Source organism: Rhodanobacter fulvus Jip2, from assembly GCF_000264315.1.
GTDB lineage: Bacteria > Pseudomonadota > Gammaproteobacteria > Xanthomonadales > Rhodanobacteraceae > Rhodanobacter > Rhodanobacter fulvus.
The window spans coordinates 1-14,924 of the sequence record NZ_AJXU01000058.1 but is presented as its reverse complement, the minus strand read 5'-3'; the positions used below and the strand labels follow the sequence as shown (position 1 = coordinate 14,924).

Below are 14,924 nucleotides of genomic sequence, written 5' to 3'. Positions count from 1 at the left end.
GCTGATCCGGCAAGAGCATCGCGACTGAAGCCGCTCCCACAGGGGCGGCGCCTGCAGGAATTCACTCGGCCTGGCGGATGACGCGGAACTGCTGCACGCGGCGGTCATCGGCCTGGGTGACGTGGAACAGGTAATCGTCGATGGCCACTTCCTCGTCCACTTCCGGCAGGTGACCGAACTCGGAGGTGACCAGGCCGCCGACGGTGTCGTACTCCTCGTCGGAGAACGCGGCGCCGGTCTGCTCGTTGAAATCCTCGATCGGGGTCAGTGCGCTCACCAGCCAGTCGCCGCCGGGTTGGGCGTACATGAGGACGGGTTCTTCCTCGTCGTCGTGTTCGTCGTCGATCTCGCCCACGATCTGTTCCAGCACGTCCTCGATGGTGATCAGCCCGGCCACGCCGCCGTACTCGTTCACCACCAGCGCCATGTGGTTGCGCGACAGCCGGAACTCGGCGAGAAGCACGTTCAACCGCATCGATTCGGGAATCAGCACGGCGGGGCGCAGGATGGCGCGGATGTCGAAATCGGTGCCGTTGCCGAAGAATTTCAGCAGATCCTTGGCCAGCAGGATGCCCAGGATTTCGTCCTTGTCCTCGCCATGCACGGGGAAGCGCGAGTGGCCCGATTCGACCACGGCGGCAAGGATGTCGGGGAGGGTGGATTCGGCGGCGATCATCACGATCTGCGCGCGCGGCACCATCACATCGTCCACGCTCAGTTCGGTGACCTTGATCGCACCCTCGACCATGGTGAGGGTGTCAACGGAAAGCAATCCGTTGGTCTGGGCGGCGCGCAGTTCGTCGAGCAGTTCGTCGCGGTTGCGGGCTTCGCCGGAAAAAAGATGGCCCAGTCGATCCCACCAGGTACGGTGGGCCGGGCCGCTGGTACTACCAGGGTCGTCGTTCATTACTCGTTTGAATTCAGCCCGAAAACGGGCGGAAGGCCGATTCTAGCGGAAAATTTTCGATGGTTCAGGTGGCCAGGCATTCCCGACGCCTCCCCTTTTTAGCCGTCATCCCAGCGAAAGCTGGGATCCAGCGACTCCACACCTGAAGCTAAGGCACTGGATTCCAGCTTTCGCTGGAATGACGGCCTTCCATCGATTATCCCTGAACGGGGGTGTAGGGATCGCGGATGCCCAGGCCCGCCAGGATGCGGGTTTCCAGCGCCTCCATGGCCTCGGCCTGCGCCTCCTCGATGTGGTCGTGGCCCAGCAGATGCAACACGCCATGCACGGTGAGGTGCGCCCAATGGTCGCGCGGCGGCTTGCCCTGTTCGGCCGCTTCGCGCGCCACCACCGGCGCGCAGATCGCCAGGTCGCCGATCAGTGGCAGTGCCACGCCCGGCGGCAAATCGGCGGGGAATGACAGCACGTTGGTGGCGTAATCCTTGCCGCGGTAGTCGCGGTTCAGCGCGCGGCCTTCGTCCGTGTCGACGATGCGGATCGACAGCTCGGCCGGCTTGCGCCGCCGTGCGCCGCGCAACGCCGCCGCCACCCAACGCCGAAAGCTGGCCGCCGCGGGCACGCCCGCGCGCGGTACCGCATAACCCACATGTACTTGCGCAGGTTCCAGCGCGACTTGTGGGAGCGACTTCAGTCGCGATGCTTCTGGCTTGCGAGCCATCGCGACTGAAGTCGCTCCCACAGCGGCACGGCGGCTCATTCGCTGTCCCCATCCTTTTGTTCGAACGCCTCGTAGGCACGCACGATTTTCGCCACCAGCGGATGGCGCACCACGTCGCGCGAGGTGAAGAAGGTGAAGCTGATGCCGTTGACGTCGCGCAGCACTTCCACCGCCTGGCGCAGACCGGACTTGGTCTGGCGCGGCAGGTCGACCTGGGTGACGTCGCCGGTGATCACCGCCACCGTGCCGAAGCCGATGCGGGTAAGGAACATCTTCATCTGCTCGACGGTGGTGTTCTGCGCTTCGTCCAGGATCACGTACGAATCGTTGAGGGTGCGCCCGCGCATATAGGCCAGCGGGGCGATCTCGATCACGTTGCGCTCGATCAGTTTGGCCACCCGCTCGAAACCCAGCATTTCGTACAGCGCGTCGTACAGCGGGCGCAGGTAGGGATCGACCTTCTGCGACAGGTCACCCGGCAAAAAGCCCAGTTTTTCACCGGCCTCGACTGCCGGACGCACCAGCAGCAGGCGCTGCACCCGATTGGCCTCCAGCGCCTCGACCGCGCTGGCCACCGCCAGGTAGGTCTTGCCGGTGCCGGCCGGGCCCACGCCGAAATTGATGTCGTGCGTGGCGATGGCGTGCAAGTAGCGTTCCTGGTTGGCGCCGCGGCCCTTGATCAGGCCGCGTTTCACCTTGATCAGCACTTCGGGCGTGTTTTCCGCCACGTCGGCGGTGATCGCATCGACGCCCGATTCGGCCAGGTGCAGGTTGATGCGGGCGCCGGTCAGCGACTCGTCCTCGGTGCAGGCGTACAGCGCGCGCAGTACTTTCTCCGCGGCGCGGCTGGCCGCGTCATCGCCGATGACCTGGAAGATGCTGCCGCGATGATTGATCTCCACGCCCAGGCGCAATTCGATCTGGCGCAGGTGCTCGTCGAACGGGCCGGACAGGTTGGCCAGTCGGGCGTTGTCTTCGGGATCGAGGGTGAAATCGCGCTGGTTGAGGCCGTTGGTCATGTCGGGCGATACGTAGCCGCGGAAAAGGGGCGGTCAGGATAACTGATGCGCGTGGCGGCGCCGTCGAGAAGCGTGGCGGTTGCGGTGATCGCGGAACGCCGCACAATGACGACATGAATTCCCCGCAAGCCCCGATGACCGAAGTGCGCGTGGACGTGTGGCTATGGGCCGCGCGCTTCTTCAAGACCCGCAGCCTGGCCAAGCAGGCCATCGACGGTGGCAAGATCCACGTCAACGACGCCGGCTGCAAACCGGCCCGGATGCTGCACGCGGGCGACCGCCTGAAGATCACCCGCGGCGAGGAAAAGCTGGAAGTGGATGTGCTGGCGCTGGGCGACAAGCGTGGGCCGGCGGCGGTGGCGCAGACGTGGTATCGCGAGACCGAGGCGAGCGTGGCGCTGCGCGAGGCGGCGCGGGAACAGCGCCGGCTGGTTGGCATGAACGGGCCGCTGAAGCGGCCGGACAAGCATGCGCGGCAGGATTTGCGGCGGATGAAGGATGGGCGGTGAGGTCGGGCGAAGAGCGGCCCTCATCCGCCCTGTCGGGCACCTTCTCCCGCGAAGCGGGAGAAGGGAGCTGGCTGCCCGGACGGAATGCGTTGCTGGCTCGTGCTGATTCGGAGCGTGCAGCCAACAGCGTCCAATAAACTCGATGATTCCCTTCTCCCGCTTGCGGGAGAAGGTGCCCGAAGGGCGGAAGAGGGCGCTCTTCAATCCGACAGCGACTTCAACCGATACAACGCCTCCAACGCCTCGCGCGGCGTCATGGCATCCGGATCGATCTCCTCCAGCGCCCGCTCCACCGCTGACGGCGCCGCCGCCGTGAACAGCCCGAGTTGCGGCGAAGTCTCCGGCGCCGCCGCAGGCGAACCAGCATGCTGATGCATGCCTCGCTCCAGCTCCGCCAGCGTACGCCGCGCATCGGCGATCACGGATTTCGGCAGCCCGGCCAGCGCCGCCACTTGCAAGCCAAAGCTGCGGTTGGCGGGGCCTTCCTTCACCGCATGCATGAACACCAGTTGCTCACCGTACTCCACGGCGTCCAGGTGCACGTTGGCGATGCCGGGATAGGTGCTGGCCAGTTCGGTCAACTCGAAATAATGCGTGGCGAACAAGGTATAGGCGCGGCTGTGCTGGCCCAGGTGCACGGCGGCGGCACGGGCCAGCGAGAGGCCGTCGTAGGTGCTGGTGCCGCGGCCCACCTCGTCCATCAGCACCAGGCTGTTTTCCGTGGCGTTGTGCAGGATGTTGGCCGTTTCGCTCATCTCCACCATGAAGGTGGACTGGCCGCGCGAGAGGTCGTCGCCGGCGCCGATGCGGGTGAAGATGCGGTCGATCGGGCCGATCACGGCGCGCGTCGCGGGCACATAGCTGCCGATGTGGGCCAGCAGCACGATCAGCGCGTTCTGCCGCATGTACGTACTTTTGCCGCCCATGTTGGGGCCGGTGATCACCAGCATGCGGCGGTTGTCATCGAGGATCAGGTCGTTCGGCTCGAACGGTTCGTCGCGTACTTTTTCCACGACGGGATGACGGCCGCGCTCGATCGCGATGCCGGGTTCGTCGGTGAGCTGCGGGGCGCTCCAGTCCAAGGCCTCGGCGCGTTCGGCCAGCGTGGCCAGCACATCGAGTTCGGCGATGGCCGCGGCGGCGGATTTCAGTGGTTCCAGCGTTTCGGTGAGGGTGTCGAGCAGCGCCTCGTACAGCGCGCGCTCGCGCATCAGCGAGCGTTCCTTCGCCGAGAGCACCTTGTCCTCGAAGTTCTTCAACTCCTCGGTGATGTAGCGCTCGGCGTTTTTGGTGGTCTGCCGCCGCGTGTAATGCGTGGGCGCCTTGTCCGACTGCGCCTTGCTGATCTCGATGTAATAGCCGTGCACGCGGTTGTAGCCGACCTTCAGCGTGCCGATGCCGCTGGCGGCTTTTTCGCGTTCTTCCAGTTCCACCAGGTACTGGTCGGCGTGGGTGGACAGCCGGCGCAGTTCATCGAGTTCGGCGTCGTAGCCCTCGGCGATGATGCCGCCGTCGCGCTGCAGTACGGGCGGTTGCGGCACGATGGCGCGGGCGAGCAGGTCGGCGGTTTGCGCGTGGTCGCCGATGCGTTCGATCAGGTCGCGCAACAGTGGGCTGTCCATCGCGGCGATCTGCTGGCGCAACTGCGGCGCGGTGGCCAGACCATCGCGCAGGGTGGACAGGTCGCGTGGCCGCGCGGAACGCAGCGCTACCCGGGCCAGGATGCGTTCCAGGTCGCCGATGCCGCGCAGTTGTTCGCGCAGCGGTTCGTGGCGGCGGCCGTCGATCAAGCTGCCGATGGCCTGGTGGCGACGGCGCAACACGTCGCGCGAGCGCAGCGGGCGGGTCAGCCAGCGGCGCAGCGCGCGGGCGCCCATCGGCGTCACGCTTTCGTCGAGCACGCCCAGCAAGGTGTGTTCGGTGCGGCCGCTGGGGTGGGTGTCCAGCTCCAGGTTGCGCCGGGTGGCGGCGTCCAGCGCGATGGTTTCGCTGGCTGCTTCCACCGCCATGCCGGTGAGGTGCGGCAGCGCGCTTTTCTGGGTTTCCTCGATATAGCCGAGCAGGCAGCCGGCGGCGGCCAGGCCAAGCGGCAGGCCATCGACGCCGAAGCCGCCGAGGCCGCTGGTGCGGAAGAAGCGGTTCAATTCGCGCCGCGCCGCATCCACATCGAAATGCCACGGTGGACGTTTGCGCAGGCCGGGCAGGGTGCTGACCATGCGCGGCCAGGTCACGTCCTCGCACACCAGCGTCTCGGCCGGTTGCAGCCGCGCCAGTTCGGCGGCCAGCGCTTCGGCGGTGGGCACTTCGCTGAGCAGGAAGCGGCCGCTGGAAAGGTCGACCCAGGCCAGGCCGTAGGCGTGGTTGTGACCAGCGTGGATGGCCAGCAACAGGTTGTCGCGCCGATCCTCCAATAGCGCCGCATCGGTCACTGTGCCCGGCGTGATGATGCGCACCACCTTGCGCTCGACGATGCCCTTGGCCTGCGCCGGGTCGCCCATCTGCTCGCAGATCGCCACCGACTCGCCCAGCCGCACCAGCCGCGCCAGGTAATTTTCCGCGGCGTGGTACGGCACGCCGGCCATCGGAATCGGTGCACCGGCGGATTGCCCGCGCTGGGTCAGTGTGATGTCCAGCAGCCGCGCCGCCTTGCGTGCGTCGTCGTAGAACAGCTCGTAGAAATCGCCCATGCGGAAGAACAGCAGCACGTCCGGGTGCTCGGCCTTGGCCGCGAGGTATTGGCGCATGAAGGGTGTGTGTTCTTTCAAGAGCGCGTTCTTTGTGCAGTGGCGGTCGACGTTGGGGGTGCCATCGTAGCCGCTCTGGCCGCCCGTTGTTTCGTCCCGCCGCGCTTCAGCCCGGGCTGCCCGTGTTGGGCACGAAGCCATCGGCACTCCATGCCTCGCTGCCCACGCCGTGGTGCACCACGAACAGCCCATCGGGATCGTGGCGCCGCTTGGTGCGCGCCAACCGCGGGTGGTTCGCGCCCCAGAAGCGCTGTTGCCAGTCGCGCAGGAAATAGTCGCTTTCCGACACGTAGGACCCGGCGTCCGGCGCCACCTTCCGCAGCGCGTCCATGGCCTTGTCCACGGCGGCGGCGTCGCGCCGGGCCTTGGCCAGATCGGGCGGAGTGCGGTGCAGGCCGGGGTAGGCGGGACCGCCGCTGCCGCCGATGATCGCCAGCGCAAACGCGCCCAGTACGTCCGGGTGCGTGGCCGTGTTGCGGGCTCGCTCGATCGCATCGGGCGCGCCGCCGGCCAGGCCCTTGTTGAAGTGAAGCCCCACGTCCCATGCCTGCGAGGCGTCGAACAGGGCGTCGACCAGCTTCGTTTCTGTTTCGAGCAGGGTGGCGGGCAGCCAGGTCGACTGGTAGGCATGGATGAACCAGCCGACCTGGCCTTGGTCGCCGGCCCACAGCACGTGGTTGTCGGGTGCGCCAGCGCGGTCGTCGTCCACCATCAGGCCAGGCGCATGCTGGCGGAAAAATTCAGCGTCCCAGAAATGCCGCGCCGGCAGGGCCAGTACCGTCAGCGGTTCGACGACGGTGTAGTCCGGGCGCGCCGTCACCCACGCCATGAACGGCGCCCAGCAGGTTTCCGCCTCGGCCTTGGTCAGCCCTTGGAACACCATGGAGATGGTCAGGGTGTCGCCACCGCCCAGCGTCATCTGCTCGCCCCAGTGCGGGTTGAACAGCGCATCGCGGTAGAAACGCATCGCCTCGGCGATCAGGGCGCGAAACGCGGCAGGCGAGGACGCCTTGATGCGACCGAACGCGCCGCCGAAGAACTCGGGCAACGCGAACGTACGCAGCGTCAGCCGCGTCACCACGCCCAGGCTGCCGCCACCACCGCCCTTGATCGCCCAGAACAGGTCGGGGTCCCGGTTTTCATTGACCACGCGGATCCGGCCATCGGCCGTGACCACTTCGGCCTCCAGCAGGTTGCCCGCGGCTGTGCCCCAGCGCTTGGAAAAACTGCCGAAACCACCGCTCTGCACCAGCCCCGCCACGCCCACCGTGGTGCAGCCGCCACCTTGCACGTAGCGGCCGCTGCGCGTGGTTACTTCGGAATACGCATCGATCCACATGGCGCCGGCGCCCACGCTCACCGCCGGTTGGGGTGCTACGGCGCTGTCGCGTGGAACGAAGTCGTCGTGCATCTGCACCTGGTTCATGTGTCGCGTCCATACCAGCAGCGAGTCGGGCGCGTCGGACGTGCCCTGGTAGCTGTGGCCGCCGCCTTTCACCACCAGCCGCAGCCGGTGCTCGCGGGCGAAGTCGACGGCCGCGGCGACGTCGGCGGCCGTCTCGGCGGCCACCGCATAGACGCTGGGCCGGGATAGCCACGCGTCGGCCCAGCCGCTGGTCTGGGTCAGCGCGGGCTGGTCGCCGAGGTAGAAGGGATTCTTCAAATGTTTCACTGCCTCCGCCCTGACGGCCGCGGGCGCTTCAGGATCGAATGGCGATTGCAGTTTCTGCAGGCGACCTCCGGTTTTTCGCCGCAGTTCGTCCCAACGTGCATCGCTGGGCCAGCCCGGTTCGCCGGGGCGAACCTTGCGCCGCAGGCGCGGTACGAGTTCGCGGGTACTGGCCAGCAGGCGCTGGGCCGGCAACAGCGAAAGGAGCGGGGCGGCCAGGACGGCCTTGAGCAGGTCACGGCGATGCATGGGAATGTCCGGCGCGGGAGAAGTGGCCATGGTGCGCCAGCGAAGGCGCGTCATCGCTGGCAAAGTGACCAATCGATCCGCCCCGGTGACGTATCGCGGACGGCGGGGACGGTGCGGGATGCTTTGCGTAGAATCCGCGCATGAACGAGCAGCCGCATTTCGATTTCCGCGACTTCCAGCGCTGGCGGCGGCCCATCGAAGTCGGCTTCTGGGTGACGCTGACCGTCCTCAATACGGTGTTCAACGGCCTGGTCGCGCGGATCGACCATGCGCGCACGGCTGCGTGGGAGCCGTGGTTGTGGGAATGCAGCAGCTCGCTGCTGATCCTGGCGCTGATTCCGCTGGTGGTGGCGCTGGAGCGCCGGTGGCCCGTCCGCTTCGACACCTGGCGGCGCAGTCTGCCGCTGCACCTGCTGGCCACGATCCCGTTCAGCGTGGTGCACGTGGCCGGCATGGTGGCGCTGCGCAAGCTGGCCTATGCACTGGCCGGTTCCCATTACCTTTTCGGGGCACAGTGGGGCTACGAATACCTGAAGGACATCCGTACCTATTTCCTGATCATCGCGCTGATCTGCCTGTCGCGGCTGTGGCTCATGCGCTGGCAGGGTGAGGCGCGGCTGCTGGTCGAGCCCGATGAGGGGCAGGCGGCGGAGCCGGTCGATCGCCCCGACCGCTTCCTGGTGCGCAAGCTGGGCCGGGAATTCCTGTTGAACGCCAGCGAGGTGGAGTGGCTGCAGGCCTCGGGCAATTACGTGAACCTGCATGTGCGAGGTCGTGATTATCCGCTGCGCACGACCATGGCGGCGATCAGCGAGCGGCTGCATCCCGAGCGCTTTGCACGGGTGCATCGCAGCTATTTCGTGAACCTCGATTACCTCGTGCAGATCGAACCGCTGGATACGGGCGACGCTCGCCTGACGCTGCGCGATGGCACCACGATCCCCTGCAGTCGCCGCTATCGCGCCAGCTTGCGCGAGCGTTTCGACAGTTGATGGCGGTATCGGACGGGATGGGGCTTGGCGTGATCGCCTTGAGCGGGTAGAACAGCGTGTCCGTGCGCGGCACCGCGCATTCCCGTTCGGAGAGTTGCATGGAATTGTCGTCCATTCCCACCGACGCCCAATTGATGGCGCTGGCCGCCGAGGTGGCCGCCGAGGTATTGCAGCATCGGCTGATGCTGGTGACGGCGGAGTCCTGCACCGGCGGCTGGGTGGCCAAGACGTTGACCGACCTGGAGGGCAGTTCGGCCTGGTTTCATGCCGGCGTGGTCACCTACAGTTACGAGGCCAAGGAGGCCTTGCTGGGTGTCAATCCGCACACGCTGGAACAGACCGGCGCGGTCAGCGAGGAGACGGTGCTGGAGATGGTTTCCGGCGCGTTGGCGCGCCTCGGCGCGGGCGTTGCGGTGGCGGTGACCGGTATCGCCGGGCCGTCGGGCGGCACCGCGGACAAACCCGTCGGCACCGTCTGGATCGGCTGGAAACGCCGCGGCGGCTACGCCCATGCGCAGGTTTTCCGGTTTTCCGGCGACCGCGAGGCAGTGCGACGACAAACCGTGGCGGCGGCGCTCAAGGGTTTGCGCAAAACGCTGACGGAATAGGGCGACGTGGGCCGCCAGGCCGGCTTGACCGGTGTGGGATAATGAACCCTTATCGCAGCCCGTGAGACACCGCCCGGGCATCATGCTTCCATTCACAGCCCAACCGGAATACCTACGATGGATGACAACAAGCGCAAGGCGCTCACCTCCGCCCTCGGCCAGATCGAAAAGCAGTTCGGCAAGGGCGCCATCATGCGCATGGGCGATCGCGTCAACGAAGCCATCGAGACGGTGTCCACCGGTTCGCTGGGTCTCGATATCGCCCTCGGCGTCGGCGGCCTGCCGCGCGGCCGTGTGGTCGAGATCTACGGGCCGGAATCGTCCGGCAAGACCACCATGACGCTGCAGGCGATCGCCAGCTGCCAGCGCGCCGGCGGCACCGCCGCATTCATCGATGCCGAGCATGCGCTCGACCCTACCTATGCGGAGAAGCTGGGCGTCAAGGTCGACGACCTGCTGGTATCGCAGCCGGACACCGGCGAACAGGCGCTGGAAATCGCCGACATGCTGGTGCGCTCGGGCGCGGTCGACATGGTGGTGGTCGACTCCGTCGCCGCACTGACCCCGAAGGCGGAAATCGAAGGCGAGATGGGCGACTCCCACGTCGGCCTGCATGCCCGCCTGATGAGCCAGGCGCTGCGCAAGCTCACCGCCAACATCAAGAAATCCGGCACCCTGGTGATCTTCATCAACCAGATCCGCATGAAGATCGGCGTGATGTTCGGCAGCCCGGAAACCACCACCGGCGGCAACGCGCTGAAGTTCTACGCCTCGGTGCGCCTGGACATCCGCCGCATCGGCGCGGTCAAGCGCGGCGACGAGATCATCGGCTCGGAAACCCGCGTCAAGGTGGTCAAGAACAAGGTCGCGCCGCCGTTCCGCCAGTGCGAGTTCGAGATCCTCTATGGCGAAGGCACCTCGCGCGAAGGCGAGATCATCGAGCTGGGCGTGGCGCAGAACCTGATCGAGAAATCCGGCGCCTGGTACAGCTACAACGGCGACCGCATCGGCCAGGGCAAGGAGAACGTGCGCCAGTACATGCGCGAACATCCGGACATGACCAACGAGATCGACCGCCTGCTGCGCGAGCGCCTGTTGGTGCCGGTCGGCAAGCCCGCCGCGGCCGCCGCGGAAGAGGCACTCGAGGAAGCGTGATCCCTGACCGGCAGCGACACACTGCAGCACATGGCCCGGCTCGTCCGGGCCATGTGCGTTTCACCTCGCTGCCCGGCCTCAATACGGCACTCCGGGGCACCCCAGCCGTTCGCCCTGAGCGTAGCGCAGCGGAGTCGAAGGGCTGTCCTTCGACTTCAGCCCTGCGGGCTTACGCTCAGGGCGAACGGTTGGGGGAATTCGCTCTGATCAGGTATTCGCTCGCATGCCCATGAAACGCCGTCCCGGCCCGGATGATCCCGCCAAGCCCAAACGCAGCGCCTACGACAAGGCGCTGGGGCTGCTGGCGCGCCGCGAGCATTCGCGCAAGGAATTGAAAACCAAGCTTCGCCAGGGCGGTTACGAAGGCGAGGAAACCACCGACGCCATCGATCGCCTGGGCGAGCAGCACTACCAGGATGACGACCGCTTCGCCGAAGTACTGCTGCGCAGCCGTATCAGCCAGGGTTACGGCCCGATGCGCCTGCGGGTGGAGCTGAAAAGCCACGGCCTGGCCGATGCCCGCATCCGCGAATTGATGGATGAGGCCGAGGTCGACTGGGACGCTTCCGCCGCCGCGCAACTGCGCCGCCGCTACGGCGGCGCGGGCACATCCGACCCTGCCGAACGCAATCGCCGGGCGCAATTCCTCTTGCGCCGCGGCTTTGCCGCCGCCACAGTACGACGTGTTACCCACGCCGATGTGGACGAAGCCGCCGACGATATTTCCTGAAACCCCCGCGGGATCATGGAGAATCCGCCGGGGCGCGTCACGGTGTGGCCTTTTGTCGTCCGCCATTCCTGATCCGCATGAAAACCTCCGAAATCCGCTCCACCTTCCTCGATTACTTCCGCGCCAAGGGCCACACCATCGTGCCGTCCAGTTCGCTGGTGCCCTCCAGCGACCCCACGCTGCTGTTCACCAACTCCGGCATGGTGCAGTTCAAGAACGTGTTCCTGGGCAGCGAAAAACCGGGCTATGTCCGCGCCGCCGATGTGCAGCGTTGCCTGCGCGCGGGCGGCAAGCACAACGATCTCGACGCCGTCGGCTACACCGCCCGCCACCACACGTTTTTCGAGATGCTGGGCAACTGGTCGTTCGGCGATTACTTCAAGCGCGATGCGATCGTGTTTGCATGGGAATTGCTGACCGGTGTGTTCAAGCTGCCGGCCGACAAGTTGTGGGTCACCGTGTACCAGACCGACGACGAAGCGTTCGACATCTGGAACAAGGAAATCGGCGTGCCGGCCGAGCGCATCGTGCGCATCGGCGACAACAAGGGCGCGCCGTATGCGTCCGACAATTTCTGGCAGATGGCCGACACCGGCCCCTGCGGTCCGTGCACGGAGATTTTCTTCGATCATGGCGAGAACATCGCCGGTGGCCCGCCGGGTTCGCCGGACGAGGATGGCGACCGCTACATCGAGATCTGGAACCTGGTGTTCATGCAGTTCGACCGCGCGCCCGATGGCACGCTGAGCCCGCTGCCGGCACCCTGCGTGGATACCGGCATGGGCCTGGAGCGGCTCGCCGCGGTGCTCCAGCACGTGCATTCAAACTACGAAATCGACCTGTTCGCCAACCTGATCCGCGCAGCGGGCGAGTTCACCGGCACGGCCGATCTTGCCAACAAGTCGCTGCGCGTCATCGCCGACCACATCCGCGCCTGCTCCTTCCTGATCGTCGATGGCGTGCTGCCATCCAACGAAGGTCGCGGCTATGTCCTGCGCCGCATCATCCGCCGCGCCCTGCGCCATGGCTGGATGCTCGGCGTGCGCGGTGATTTCTTCTGGAAGATGGTCGCGCCGCTGGTCGAGGAAATGGGCGCGGCGTATCCGGAGCTTGCCACGAAACAGGCGTTCGTCGAGGACGCCCTGCGCACCGAGGAGCATCGCTTCGGCGAGACGCTTGAGCACGGCATGCGCGTGTTCGATGAGGTGGCGCAGAAGTCCACCGGCACGATCGCCGGCGAGGATGCATTCCGGTTGTACGACACCTACGGTTTCCCGGTCGATCTCACCGCCGACATCGCGCGCGAGCGCGGACTCGATGTGGACATGGACGGCTTTGAACAAGCCATGGACGCCCAGCGCCAGCGCGCCCGCGCCGCGGGTCGTTTCGAGGCGAAGGGGCAGATGCCGGCCGAGCTGGCCAGTCAGCTGAAACCCACCGTATTCCTGGGTTACGAGGCGTTGCAGAGCGAGGGAAGCAAGCTGCTTGGCATCGTTCGTGATGGTTGCCAGTTGGATCAATTGGGCGAGGGCGAAGAGGGTTTGCTGATACTCGACCGCACCCCGTTCTATGCCGAATCCGGTGGCCAGGTGGGCGATCAGGGCGAACTGATCCACGCCCAAGGCCGTTTCGAGGTCGACGACACCTTGAAGATGGGCGGCGTGTTCTTCGGTCACGCCGGCCGTTGGCATGGCGCGCAGCCATTGCGTACCGGCGATCTGCTGGCGCCTCGCGTGGATGCCACGCGGCGACAGGCGATCGTGCTCAATCATTCGGCCACCCATTTGCTGCACGCGGCGTTGCGCCAGGTGCTGGGCGATCACGTGGCGCAGAAGGGGTCGCTGGTGGCGCCGGAGCGGCTGCGTTTCGACTTCTCCCACTTCAAGCCGATGAGCGCGGATGAGTTGCAGCGGGTCGAGGCGATGGTCAATGCCGAAGTACGCCGCAACGCCGCCGCGGAAATCCACAACATGGGCTACGACGACGCGATCGAGTTTGGCGCGATGGCGTTGTTCGGCGAGAAATACGGCGACGAAGTGCGCGTGCTGAAGATGGGCGATTTTTCCACCGAACTGTGCGGTGGCACCCATGTGGATCGCACCGGCGACATCGGCCTGTTCAAGATCACCAGCGAAGCGGGCGTGGCCTCCGGTGTGCGACGTATCGAAGCCGTGACCGGCGCCGGCGCGCTGGCCTGGGTGGCGGACGAAGAGCGTCGCCTGGCCGAGTTCGCGCACCTGCTTTCCAGCAGTGGTGACGACGCTGTCGAAAAGTTGCGCCAGCTGTTCGATCGCCAGAAAAAGCTCGAGCGCGAACTGGATGCGCTGCGCAGCAAGGCCGCTGGTTCCGCCACCGCCGACCTGGCCGGCAGTGCCGTCGATATCGACGGCATCAAGGTGGTGGCGGCACGGCTGGAAGGGCTGGATGCCAAGTCGCTGCGCGACAGCGTCGACCAGCTCAAGCAGCAGCTCGGCGATTGCGTCGTTCTGCTGGCTGGCGCCGCCGACGGCAGGGTGTCGCTGATCGCCGGCGTGCACGGCAAGGCACTGCAGCGGATCAAGGCGGGCAACGTCGTCGCTCACGTCGCGGCACAGATCGACGGCAAGGGTGGCGGGCGTGCCGACATGGCGCAGGGTGGTGGTTCCGATGCGCCCGGGTTGCCTGCCTTGTTGGCTGCTTTGCCGAAATGGGTATCGGCCCAATAAGCCAGCATGAACGCGAGCTTGCCTATGCCATTAGTTACTGTTGCCGCGCATTGCGCGCGGTAATGACGCTCAGTTAGTATCAATGACAGTGTCGGCGCCACCGGTAACGGTGGGGTCGCCAGTCAGGACGCCATGGAGTGTTTTGGCTGTGAGCCGGGAAGGCGAGAGGGCCTTCGACGGATCAATCGTCGAACTGCGCAACGAGGAGCTCAGGGGTGAGGTTCCTTCCCACCGCAGGCCTGTGAACAACAGCATTAATGGAGTAGCAAAATCATGTTGATTCTGACCCGCAGGGTCGGTGAAACCCTGATGATCGGCGACGAGGTGACCGTTACCGTTCTCGGAGTAAAGGGCAATCAGGTGCGTATCGGTATCAACGCGCCCAAGACCGTCGCCGTCCACCGCGAAGAAATCTATCAGCGGATCAAGGGCGAAAACGACGCTGGCAGCACGCCTGGCGAGCCCGCCGAACACGACCATTGAATTAAGACTTTACCTCGACCCCGCCGGTCAGTATCCTTGCCGGCTCCGCAGCAATGCGGCGAAAAACCCGGAGAGATGCCCGAGCGGCTGAAGGGGCTCCCCTGCTAAGGGAGTATAGGGTCAAAAGCCTTATCGAGGGTTCGAATCCCTCTCTCTCCGCCAGATACGCAAAACGCCCCGAAAGGGGCGTTTTGCGTATCTGGCGGAGAGAGAGGTGTGGACGAACCCTCTCGGGTTCGACAAATTCGCCGGGAGCGAATTTGGACAGCCGAAGGCTGGCCCCGCAGCGCGCAGCGCGAAGGGGTTGGGCCCATGGATGGGCCCAACAATCCCCGCGGACCTCACGCAACAGTGCAGCACACCGAGGCGGCGTTTTGCGTATCTGGCGGAGAGAGATGTGTGGACGAACCCTCTCGGGTTATTCGGCCCATCCTGG

General features: G+C 65.9%; 12 protein-coding genes and 1 tRNA gene. 8 read left to right on the top strand and 5 right to left on the bottom strand.

Annotated elements, in window-relative coordinates; genetic code table 11:
* Positions 1-61 precede the first annotated feature (61 nt).
* The 3 genes from UU9_RS13350 to UU9_RS13340 all read right to left on the bottom strand — a co-directional run bounded on the left by UU9_RS13350 (position 62) and on the right by UU9_RS13340 (position 2,644).
* Positions 62-907 carry a CorC family transporter gene (locus UU9_RS13350; protein ID WP_007082286.1) on the bottom strand — a complete coding sequence of 282 codons (846 nt, stop codon included), beginning with the start codon at positions 905-907 and terminating at the stop codon, positions 62-64.
* A gap of 196 nt (positions 908-1,103) precedes the next feature.
* Complete coding sequence (gene ybeY, locus UU9_RS13345) at positions 1,104-1,625, bottom strand: rRNA maturation RNase YbeY (RefSeq protein ID WP_050982450.1); 522 nt, start codon at positions 1,623-1,625, stop codon at positions 1,104-1,106.
* A gap of 35 nt (positions 1,626-1,660) precedes the next feature.
* Positions 1,661-2,644, bottom strand: a complete 984-nt coding sequence (locus tag UU9_RS13340; protein ID WP_007082284.1) for a PhoH family protein — start codon at positions 2,642-2,644, stop codon at positions 1,661-1,663.
* A 113-nt stretch (positions 2,645-2,757) separates the two neighbouring features.
* Here UU9_RS13340 and UU9_RS13335 point away from each other — a divergent pair, with 113 nt between their 5' ends.
* Positions 2,758-3,153 carry an RNA-binding S4 domain-containing protein gene (locus UU9_RS13335; RefSeq protein ID WP_040671047.1) on the top strand — a complete coding sequence of 132 codons (396 nt, stop codon included), beginning with the start codon at positions 2,758-2,760 and terminating at the stop codon, positions 3,151-3,153.
* A gap of 200 nt (positions 3,154-3,353) precedes the next feature.
* Here the strand turns inward: UU9_RS13335 and mutS are convergent, their stop codons facing one another.
* Entirely contained in the window at positions 3,354-5,897 is a 2,544-nt protein-coding gene (mutS, locus tag UU9_RS13330; RefSeq protein ID WP_007082282.1) for a DNA mismatch repair protein MutS, read from the bottom strand.
* A gap of 106 nt (positions 5,898-6,003) precedes the next feature.
* Positions 6,004-7,815, bottom strand: coding sequence for an FAD-binding oxidoreductase (locus tag UU9_RS13325; RefSeq protein ID WP_007082281.1), 1,812 nt, complete (start codon positions 7,813-7,815; stop codon positions 6,004-6,006).
* 140 nt (positions 7,816-7,955) lie between these two features.
* On the opposite strand from UU9_RS13325, the gene UU9_RS13320 reads away from it, so the two are divergent.
* The 7 genes from UU9_RS13320 to UU9_RS13290 all read left to right on the top strand — a co-directional run bounded on the left by UU9_RS13320 (position 7,956) and on the right by UU9_RS13290 (position 14,650).
* On the top strand, positions 7,956-8,807 hold the full coding sequence (locus UU9_RS13320) for a LytTR family DNA-binding domain-containing protein (protein ID WP_007082280.1): 852 nt from the start codon (positions 7,956-7,958) through the stop codon (positions 8,805-8,807).
* Between the two features lie 98 nt (positions 8,808-8,905).
* Positions 8,906-9,415 carry a CinA family protein gene (locus UU9_RS13315; RefSeq protein WP_007082279.1) on the top strand — a complete coding sequence of 170 codons (510 nt, stop codon included), beginning with the start codon at positions 8,906-8,908 and terminating at the stop codon, positions 9,413-9,415.
* A 117-nt stretch (positions 9,416-9,532) separates the two neighbouring features.
* Entirely contained in the window at positions 9,533-10,570 is a 1,038-nt protein-coding gene (gene recA / locus UU9_RS13310) for a recombinase RecA (protein WP_007082278.1), read from the top strand.
* Between the two features lie 223 nt (positions 10,571-10,793).
* Positions 10,794-11,300 carry a regulatory protein RecX gene (locus UU9_RS13305; protein ID WP_007082277.1) on the top strand — a complete coding sequence of 169 codons (507 nt, stop codon included), beginning with the start codon at positions 10,794-10,796 and terminating at the stop codon, positions 11,298-11,300.
* A gap of 77 nt (positions 11,301-11,377) precedes the next feature.
* Positions 11,378-14,005, top strand: coding sequence for an alanine--tRNA ligase (gene alaS / locus UU9_RS13300; RefSeq protein ID WP_007082276.1), 2,628 nt, complete (start codon positions 11,378-11,380; stop codon positions 14,003-14,005).
* 273 nt (positions 14,006-14,278) lie between these two features.
* Complete coding sequence (gene csrA / locus UU9_RS13295) at positions 14,279-14,488, top strand: carbon storage regulator CsrA (RefSeq protein WP_007082275.1); 210 nt, start codon at positions 14,279-14,281, stop codon at positions 14,486-14,488.
* A 69-nt stretch (positions 14,489-14,557) separates the two neighbouring features.
* Positions 14,558-14,650: transfer RNA gene (locus UU9_RS13290), tRNA-Ser, on the top strand.
* The last annotated feature ends 274 nt before the right edge of the window (positions 14,651-14,924 follow it).

Bases quoted from the DNA above. Each gene is read 5' to 3' on its own strand.
- UU9_RS13335 (WP_040671047.1), top strand. From the start codon at position 2,758: ATGAATTCCCCGCAAGCCCCGATGACCGAAGTGCGCGTGGACGTGTGG.
- mutS (WP_007082282.1), bottom strand. From the start codon at position 5,897: ATGCGCCAATACCTCGCGGCCAAGGCCGAGCACCCGGACGTGCTGCTG.
- ybeY (WP_050982450.1), bottom strand. From the start codon at position 1,625: ATGGCTCGCAAGCCAGAAGCATCGCGACTGAAGTCGCTCCCACAAGTC.
- csrA (WP_007082275.1), top strand. From the start codon at position 14,279: ATGTTGATTCTGACCCGCAGGGTCGGTGAAACCCTGATGATCGGCGAC.
- recA (WP_007082278.1), top strand. From the start codon at position 9,533: ATGGATGACAACAAGCGCAAGGCGCTCACCTCCGCCCTCGGCCAGATC.
- UU9_RS13320 (WP_007082280.1), top strand. From the start codon at position 7,956: ATGAACGAGCAGCCGCATTTCGATTTCCGCGACTTCCAGCGCTGGCGG.
- UU9_RS13325 (WP_007082281.1), bottom strand. From the start codon at position 7,815: ATGCATCGCCGTGACCTGCTCAAGGCCGTCCTGGCCGCCCCGCTCCTT.
- UU9_RS13315 (WP_007082279.1), top strand. From the start codon at position 8,906: ATGGAATTGTCGTCCATTCCCACCGACGCCCAATTGATGGCGCTGGCC.
- alaS (WP_007082276.1), top strand. From the start codon at position 11,378: ATGAAAACCTCCGAAATCCGCTCCACCTTCCTCGATTACTTCCGCGCC.
- UU9_RS13340 (WP_007082284.1), bottom strand. From the start codon at position 2,644: ATGACCAACGGCCTCAACCAGCGCGATTTCACCCTCGATCCCGAAGAC.
- UU9_RS13350 (WP_007082286.1), bottom strand. From the start codon at position 907: ATGAACGACGACCCTGGTAGTACCAGCGGCCCGGCCCACCGTACCTGG.
- UU9_RS13305 (WP_007082277.1), top strand. From the start codon at position 10,794: ATGCCCATGAAACGCCGTCCCGGCCCGGATGATCCCGCCAAGCCCAAA.